Source organism: Micromonospora deserti, from assembly GCF_003236335.1.
GTDB classification, from domain to species: Bacteria; Actinomycetota; Actinomycetes; order Mycobacteriales; family Micromonosporaceae; genus Micromonospora; species Micromonospora deserti.
Map to the genome: position 1 here is coordinate 19,918 of NZ_POUB01000051.1, position 7,612 is coordinate 27,529.

Here is a 7,612-nt window from a genome sequence, read left to right on the forward strand (position 1 = left end):
GGATGGTCGCCGCGACCACAGGCGACACCGCCGGGCGGATCGCCGGGCCGGCCAGCGGGCGACGGTCAGCGGGCGCGGGCGGCGGCGAGCGCGGCGGCCATCGCGGCCCGCGGGGCAGTCACGCCGGTGAACTGCTCGAACTGGCCCACCGCCTGGGCCAGCAGCAGGTCGAGCCCGGAGACGACCGGGCAGCCGGCGGCCCGCGCCGACGCCGCGAGCGGCGTCGGCCACGGGTCGTAGAGCGCGTCGAAGAGCACCGTCGCCGCCCGCCACCGCGCCGTGCCGGCCAGCGGGTCGGCGACCCCCTTCGGCACGGTCGAGATCACCACGTCGGCACCCAGCCGGGCCGCGGCGTCGTCCCAGGGTGCGCCGCTCATCGGCACCTCGACGGCCCGGGCCACCGGGCGCAGCTCGTCCACGGCGGCGGCGCGCCGGGCCACGACGGTCACCGACCGGGCGTCGAGGCGGGCCGCCGCCGCCACCGCCGCCCGCGCCGTCCCGCCCGCGCCGAGCACGGTCACCGTGGCCCCGGGCCGCACCCCGGCCGACCCGAGCACCTCGACCATGCCACCGACGTCGGTGTTGTCGGCATACCAGGCGCCGTCGGGGCGGTGTACCAGCGTGTTCGCCGCGCCGACGGCGGCGGCGACCGGCGAGACCTCCGCGGCCACCGCGAGCGCCGCCTCCTTGCCCGGCATGGTCACCGACAGCCCGGCCCACTCCGGGCCCAGACCGGCGACCAGGTCGGGCAGCTCCGCGGCGGCGCACTCGATCCGGGTGTACGACCACCCGGTCAGCCCGGCCGCCGCATAGCCGGCGTTGTGGATCAGCGGGGAGAGGGAGTGTGCGATCGGCTTTCCCAGCACCGCCGCACGCCGCGCCGACGCCATCAGATGATCCCGGCCTCGCGGGCCTTGGCTTCGTTGCGGAGCTGCTGATCGTAGGTCTCGGCGAAGGCGGAGCGCCCCTCCTTGTCGATCGCCACGAAGAAGAGCCACTTGCCGGCCGGCGGGTCCATCGCCCCCTCCAGGGCGTCCTTGCCCGGGTTGTTGATCGGGGTGGGCACCAGCCCGCGCAGCTTGCGGTTGTACGGGTTCTTCGGGTTGTCCAGGTCGGCGTCGGTCATCTCGCTGGACTTCTTGGTCGGCTGGCCGGTCAGCTCCAGGTAGTAGTTGACCGTGACGTCCATCTCCAGGCAGTTGCACGGGAACTCGCCGAACACCCGGTTGTAGGCCACCCGGGCCACCTTGCCCAGGTCGTCCTTGTTGCCCGCCTCCGCCTGCGCCAGCGACGCGACGATCAGCGCCTCGTACGGGCTGATGCCGCCCCGCTCCTTCTGCACCCGGTCGGCGAACTGCATCTGCCCGGTGACGGTGAGGAAGTTCTCGACCATCAACTTGAGGATCGTCTCGGCGGTCGCCTTCGGCGGGACCTCGTAGGTGTCCGGATAGAGGAAGCCCTCGACCGACGGCTTGACCTTCTTGCCGTCGGTGCGCTTGAACCACCAGTTCGGCACGCCCAGCGCGATCGGGTCCTTCGCCGCGGCCTCGAACTCCTTGACCGGGATGTCGGTCTTCTCGGAGAGCAGCTTGTAGATGTTCTTCGCGGTGCGCCCCTCCGGGATGGTGATCCCGTTGACGATCCGGTTCTTCCCGTCGAGCATCGCGGCGAGGGCGTTCTCGCCGCTCATCTGCTTGCGCAGCCGGTACGTGCCGGGCTGGATGTTCTTGCTGCGCGAGTTCTCCTCGGCGGCCTCGATGAAGGCCTTGGCGCTCTTGACCACACCGGCGGTGTAGAGCGTGTTCGCCATGTCGGCGATCAGCGCGCCCTGCTGGATGTCGACCATCACCTCACCGGTGCCGGCGCCGTCGTAGTCGGGGGTGACGAAGTAGTTCTGGATCCGGTCGAAGCCGTAGAACGCGCCGCCACCGATTCCGCCCAGCAGGACCAGGGCGAGCAGCAGGGCCAGGACGGTCTTGCCCCGACCACCGGACTTGCCCTTGCGCTTGCGTACCGCGCCGCGCCGGTGCCGGCCCTTCTCCCCCCGATCCTGCTCGTCGAACCCGAGGTCCAGATCGTCGATCATTGCGTCCGCCTCCGCTGCGCGTCCAGCCAGCTCTGCAGAATCTCCACCGCGGCAGCCTGGTCGACCACCGCGCGTTGCCGTTTCCCTCGGACACCACGCTCGGCCAGCCTACGAGAAGCCACGACGGTGGACATCCTCTCGTCGGTGAGCGCCACCGGAACAGGCGCTATCACACCGGCCAAGCGGTCAGCGTACGCCTTCACGTGGGCCGCCGCAGGGCCGTGCCGGCCGGCGAGATTGACCGGAAGGCCGACGACGACCTCGACGGCCTCGTGTTCGGCGACCAGCGCGGCGAGTTCGGCGATGTCGCTGGGCACCGCGTCGGGCGCCGCCGTGCGATCCCGGGCGAGGGTGACCAGCGGGGTCGCCAGCACGCCGTGCGGGTCGGACCGGGCGACCCCGACCCGGACCTGCCCGACGTCGACGCCGAGCCGGACTCCACGGGACAATTCAGTCACCGGCGGTCACTCCCTCGGTGTGACGAGCCAGGGCGGACCACCCGGTCCGCCCTGGCCGCACATGGTCACTCATCACGCCTCGGCGAGCGCCTTCTCAACGGTGAGCAGGAGCTTCGGGGCCTCGGCCGCCGGCAGGCCGCCACCCTGGGCCAGGTCGGGGCTGCCCCCGCCCCGCCCGGAGAAGGCCGCCTTGACCAGGTCCGCGGCCGACAGGCCCCGGCTGCGGGCGGCCGGGTTCACCGCGACCACCAGCGACGCCTTGCCGCCCGATCGGGCCGCCACCGCGACCACCGCCGGTCGCGCCGGGTCGATTTTCCCGCGGATCTCCTGAGCCAGGGTCCGCACGTCGTTGCCGGCCGCGCCCTCCGGCGCCTCGGTGCCGACGTACGCGATCCCGTTGACGTCCTTGGCCTGCGCGGCGAGCGCCGCCGCCCCACCGAGCACCAGCTGGGCGCGCAGCTTCTCCAGCTCCTTCTCGGCGTCGCGCAGCTGGGTCACGGTCTGCTCCACCCGGTCGGCCACCTGGTCGTTGGGCACCCGGTACAGGTCGGCGAGGCGGGAGACCAGCAGGTGTTCCCGGGCCAGGAAGTTGAACGCGTCCATCCCGACCAGTGCCTCGACCCGGCGCACGCCGGAGCCGATCGACGACTCGGAGAGGATCTTGACGAGGCCGAGCTGGCCGGAGCGGGCGACGTGGGTGCCGCCGCACAGCTCCCGGGCGTACTCGCCGACCTCGACGACCCGCACCTGCTCGCCGTACTTCTCGCCGAACAGTGCCATCGCGCCGATCCGCCGCGCCTCCTCCAGCGAGGTGATGAAGGCGTGCACCTCCAGGTCGGCCAGGAGCACCTCGTTGACCTGCTGCTCGACGTCGCGCAGCACGCTCGGCGCCACCCCGGTGGGGGTGTTGAAGTCGAACCGCAGCCGGCCCGGCGCGTTGAGCGACCCGGCCTGGGTGGCGGACTCGCCGAGGAAGTTGCGCATCGTCTGGTGCACCAGGTGGGTCGCCGTGTGCGACCGGGAGATGGCCCGCCGGCGACTGGTGTCGATCTCGGCGAAGCCGGTCTCGCCGGCGCGCACCTCGCCCCGGACCACCCGGGCCCGGTGCACGATCAGCCCCGGCACCGGCTGCTGCACGTCGAGGACCTCGACCTGGCCGCCGCCCACCGTGATCATGCCCTGGTCGGGCTGCTGGCCACCGCCCTCGGCGTAGAACGGGGTGGTGTCGAGCACCAGCTCGACCGTGTCCCCCTCGACGGCCGCCTGGCGCGGACCGTCGACGCCGAGCACGGCCCGCACGGTCGCCTCCCGGGACGTTTCGGTGTAGCCGGTGAACGTCACCGGCCCGCCCGAGTCGAGCACCGCCCGGTACGCCGACAGGTCGGCGTGGCCGGTCTTGCGGGTCTGCGCGTCGGCCTTGGCCCGGGCCCGCTGGTCGGCCATCAGCCGGCGGAAGCCCTCGGCGTCGACCTGGAGCCCCTGCTCCGCCGCGATCTCCAGGGTCAGGTCGATCGGGAAGCCGTACGTGTCGTGCAGCTGGAACGCCTTCTCCCCGGACAGCGCGGACCGGCCGGCGGTGCGGGTCTCGGCGATCGCGGTGTCCAGGATCGTGGTGCCGGCGCGCAGGGTGGACAGGAACGCGTCCTCCTCCGCGTACGCGTAGTCCGCGATCCGGTCGAAGTCCACGGCCAGCTCCGGGTACGACGGGGCCATGCAGTCCCGGGCCACCGGCAGCAGCTCGGGCAGCGCCCGGTCCTGCCAGCCGAGCAACCGCATCGCCCGGATCGCCCGGCGCATGATCCGGCGCAGCACGTAGCCGCGCCCCTCGTTGCTGGGGGTGACCCCGTCACCGATCAGCATCAGCGCGGTGCGCACGTGGTCGGCGACCACCCGCAGCCGCACGTCGTCCGGGTGCGACTCGCTGGCCACGTGGCCGGAGCGCGCGCCGTACCGCTTGCCGGTCAGCGCGGCGGCCTTGTCCAGGATGGGCCGGACCTCGTCGATCTCGTAGAGGTTGTCGACGCCCTGCAGGATAGAGGCCATCCGCTCCAGGCCCATGCCGGTGTCGATGTTCTTCGCCGGCAGGTCACCCAGGATCGGGTAGTCCTCCTTGCCGGTGCCCGGGCCCCGCTCGTACTGCATGAAGACGAGGTTCCAGAACTCCATGTAGCGGTCCTCGTCGACCGCCGGGCCGCCCTCCCGGCCGTACTCTGGGCCGCGGTCGTAGAACAGCTCCGAGCAGGGGCCGCACGGGCCCGGGATGCCCATCGACCAGAAGTTGTCGGCCTTGCCGCGGCGGACGATCCGCTCGGCCGGCACGCCGACCGAACGCCAGATCTCGAACGCCTCGTCGTCGTCCAGGTAGACCGTCGGCCAGATCCGCTCCGGGTCGAGGCCGTAGCCGCCCTGCTCCTGCGACTTGGTGGCGAGCTCCCAGGCGAGCGGGATCGCCCCCGCCTTGAAGTAGTCGCCGAAGGAGAAGTTGCCGTTCATCTGGAAGAACGTGCCGTGCCGGCTGGTCTTGCCGACCTCGTCGATGTCCGGCGTGCGGATGCACTTCTGCACGCTGACCGCCCGCCGGTACGCCGGGGTCTGCTGGCCGAGGAAATAGGGGACGAACTGCACCATGCCGGCGTTGACGAACAGCAGGTTCGGGTCGCTGATGGCGGGCAGCGGAGCGGACGGCACCACGGTGTGACCGTTCGCCTCGAAGTGGGCGAGGTACCGCCGCTTGATCTCCGCCGTCTTCATCGCTGGTGTTCCTCCGGAAAGATTGCTCGATCGCCGATGCGCGGGGCCTCCCGCAGGTCGGCGAACTGGTCGTCGAACGCCTCGCCCTGGGCGAACGCCTGGTGAATCTCCTGCTCGCGCTCGGCCATCCCGACCCGGACGTCCTCCACGAAGCTACGCAGCGACTCGACCAGCCCGCCAGCGGATTCGGACAACGTGCTGGCGATCCCGGCCGGGGTGTACGACTGCGCCGTCCGGGTCGCCTTGCGGACCACCACCACGCCGACGGCGAGCCCGATGCCGAGCCAGAACAACCGTCTCATCTGTGCACCTTCCTGCTCGCGAACCGGTCAGCGGTCGCCGCGCCGGGCGGCGCGCCGCTGCTGCTTGATGGTGTCGCGTACCTCGCGCTCGGTCTCGGCGTGCCGGCGCGCGGCGGCGGCCCGGCGCACGCCGTAGCCGAAGGCGGCCACCTTGACCAACGGGTTCGCGGCGGCGGCGGAGACGACGGCGGCCAGGTTGGCGATGTTGGCGGTGATGTTCTGGGCGTGGCTGGTCATCGTGTCGACCTTGGCCAGTTGAAGGTTCACCCCGTCCAGGGAGGTCTGCACCTGCTCCAGCGCCGTGTTCACGTTCCGCACCGTGGTGTTGACGTCGCCGAGCAGCGGCGCGGTGCGGTCGTTGAGGTCGTTGATCATCCGGGTGGTGGCGTCCACGGTGTGCCGCAACCGCAGGATGGGCAGCGTCAGGATCAACACCAGCATCGCGAACGCGATCGCCGCGATCAGTGCCGCGACCTCTCCAAAGTCCACGCCTGTCCTCCTCAAGCAGACTTCCGGGAACCGGACGCTCCCGGAACGCGCGACCGGTCCTGTCCCACCGCCGCTCGGCGACCGGGCGGGCCGGCGGGAGCAGGCGCACCTGCCGCCCCAGACCCTACCGTCCGTGATGGAATGCGGCTCAGGACGGTGAGGGTGTCAGTTCGCCCAACGGATCCTCGCTGAGCGTCGGGAACGGATCCTCACCGGTGAGCGACGGGTCAGTGCTCGGCTGTGGCCGGGTCCGCTCGTCGTCGATCGCGTTGCGGACCTTCACCGACACCAACGAGCCGGTGCACTGCGCCGCTGCGGTCGACGGATCGGGCGACGGCAGCACGGCCGGCTCCCCGTCCACCGGCGGCGGTACGCAGGTCGGCTCGCGCACCCAGAGGTCGAGGGTCAGCTCGTCCCGGCGCCAACAGGTGTAACTGCCCTTCGCCGGCTGCTCCGGGCAGTGGCTCACCCGCCACGGGCGCCAGCCGTCCTTCGCCAGCGCCTGCTCGTAGACCTGCGTGGTCTCCTGCGGCGACCGCTCGGACTCGACGGTGCGCTCGCGCAGTCGGCAGTCCAGCAGGCACCAGCGGCTGCCGCTGACGTCGTCAACGGTCGTCACCGCCGCCCAGCCCGGCACGTCCAGCCCGTCGAGGGTGTCGAAGACCGGGTCGCGGCTGAGCGTCTGGAACCCGAACCAGAGCGGGATCGCCCCGAGCAGCAGCACGCTGACCAGCGCGAGGACGCCCATCCGCAGCCGCCGTCGCTTGCGGATCTGCCGCCGCAGCTCCGACCGGGCACCCCGCAGACCGCCGGGGGCCGGCGGGTCGTCGGCCGGCGGCTCCGGCTCGGCCCGCCGCACCGCCGGCCCGTCCGCCGGCTCCGGCGACGGCCGGGCGGCCGGACCGGCCGGGGGGACGACCGCGGCGGCCCGGGCCACTGCCGGCTCACCCGGGTGACCCGGCGGAGGCACCGGCGGGACGCCGGACGGCTCCGGTCGACCCGGCTCCCGCTGCGGCGGGGCGGCCCGCCCCAGCGACCGGTCGTCCGGACCGGACCGGGGGGCCGCGGCGGACGCCCGGGCCACCGCCGGCTGCCCGGGCGGGCCGGGGTGAACACCGGCGCCGGGAGCCGGCTCGGCCCGGCCCCGGTCGTCCGGCCGGGCGGGACCGGGCGGAATCGCGCCGGGACGGACCGGGCCGGGGCCAGCCGGGCCCGGCATGGTCGGGCCGGCGGGTGCGCCGCCGGGGCCAGCCGTCGCGGCGGACCGGACCGGGCCGGCGCCCGGTCGCGCGGCCCCCCGGGCGGGCGCGTCCGGCGTCGGCTCGGGGCGTTCGCGGCCTCCGGCGAAGGATTCGGTCGGAGCCGGTGGGGCGGCAGGCGCGGAACGCGCCGCGCCTCGGGCCGGGGACGGTCCGGAGCGGGCACCGGCGGGACGGGGCGGCTCGGCGTCCGGACGCGCCCGGCCCACCGGCCCCCGGCCGGTGTCCGTGCCGTCGGCAAGACGGGGCGGCTCCGCCCCGTCTTGC

7 protein-coding genes are annotated in these 7,612 nt (G+C 73.3%); all 7 read right to left on the bottom strand.

Annotated features, from left to right (window positions below):
• Positions 1–65: 65 nt before the first annotated feature.
• Complete coding sequence (locus C1I99_RS10555) at positions 66–890, bottom strand: shikimate dehydrogenase (RefSeq protein WP_111134034.1); 825 nt, start codon at positions 888–890, stop codon at positions 66–68.
• Positions 890–2,086, bottom strand: coding sequence for an endolytic transglycosylase MltG (mltG, locus tag C1I99_RS10560; RefSeq protein WP_111134035.1), 1,197 nt, complete (start codon positions 2,084–2,086; stop codon positions 890–892). Before mltG ends, C1I99_RS10555 begins: the two co-directional genes overlap by 1 nt.
• Complete coding sequence (ruvX, locus tag C1I99_RS10565; protein WP_111134036.1) at positions 2,083–2,544, bottom strand: Holliday junction resolvase RuvX; 462 nt, start codon at positions 2,542–2,544, stop codon at positions 2,083–2,085. Before ruvX ends, mltG begins: the two co-directional genes overlap by 4 nt.
• 72 nt (positions 2,545–2,616) lie before the next feature.
• Positions 2,617–5,295, bottom strand: coding sequence for an alanine--tRNA ligase (gene alaS, locus C1I99_RS10570; protein ID WP_111134037.1), 2,679 nt, complete (start codon positions 5,293–5,295; stop codon positions 2,617–2,619).
• Entirely contained in the window at positions 5,292–5,597 is a 306-nt protein-coding gene (locus C1I99_RS10575) for a hypothetical protein (RefSeq protein ID WP_111134038.1), read from the bottom strand. The genes alaS and C1I99_RS10575 overlap by 4 nt, the downstream gene beginning before the upstream one ends.
• 27 nt (positions 5,598–5,624) lie before the next feature.
• A complete protein-coding gene (locus C1I99_RS10580; protein ID WP_111134039.1) occupies positions 5,625–6,086 on the bottom strand; it encodes a DUF948 domain-containing protein in 462 nt (153 codons plus the stop codon).
• 148 nt (positions 6,087–6,234) lie between these two features.
• On the bottom strand, positions 6,235–6,945 hold the full coding sequence (locus C1I99_RS10585) for a hypothetical protein (protein WP_438941401.1): 711 nt from the start codon (positions 6,943–6,945) through the stop codon (positions 6,235–6,237).
• Between the last annotated feature and the right edge of the window lie 667 nt (positions 6,946–7,612).

Coding starts and splice junctions, on each gene's coding strand:
- C1I99_RS10555 (WP_111134034.1), bottom strand. CDS start 890: ATGGCGTCGGCGCGGCGTGCGGCGGTGCTGGGAAAGCCGATCGCACAC.
- mltG (WP_111134035.1), bottom strand. CDS start 2,086: ATGATCGACGATCTGGACCTCGGGTTCGACGAGCAGGATCGGGGGGAG.
- alaS (WP_111134037.1), bottom strand. CDS start 5,295: ATGAAGACGGCGGAGATCAAGCGGCGGTACCTCGCCCACTTCGAGGCG.
- C1I99_RS10575 (WP_111134038.1), bottom strand. CDS start 5,597: ATGAGACGGTTGTTCTGGCTCGGCATCGGGCTCGCCGTCGGCGTGGTG.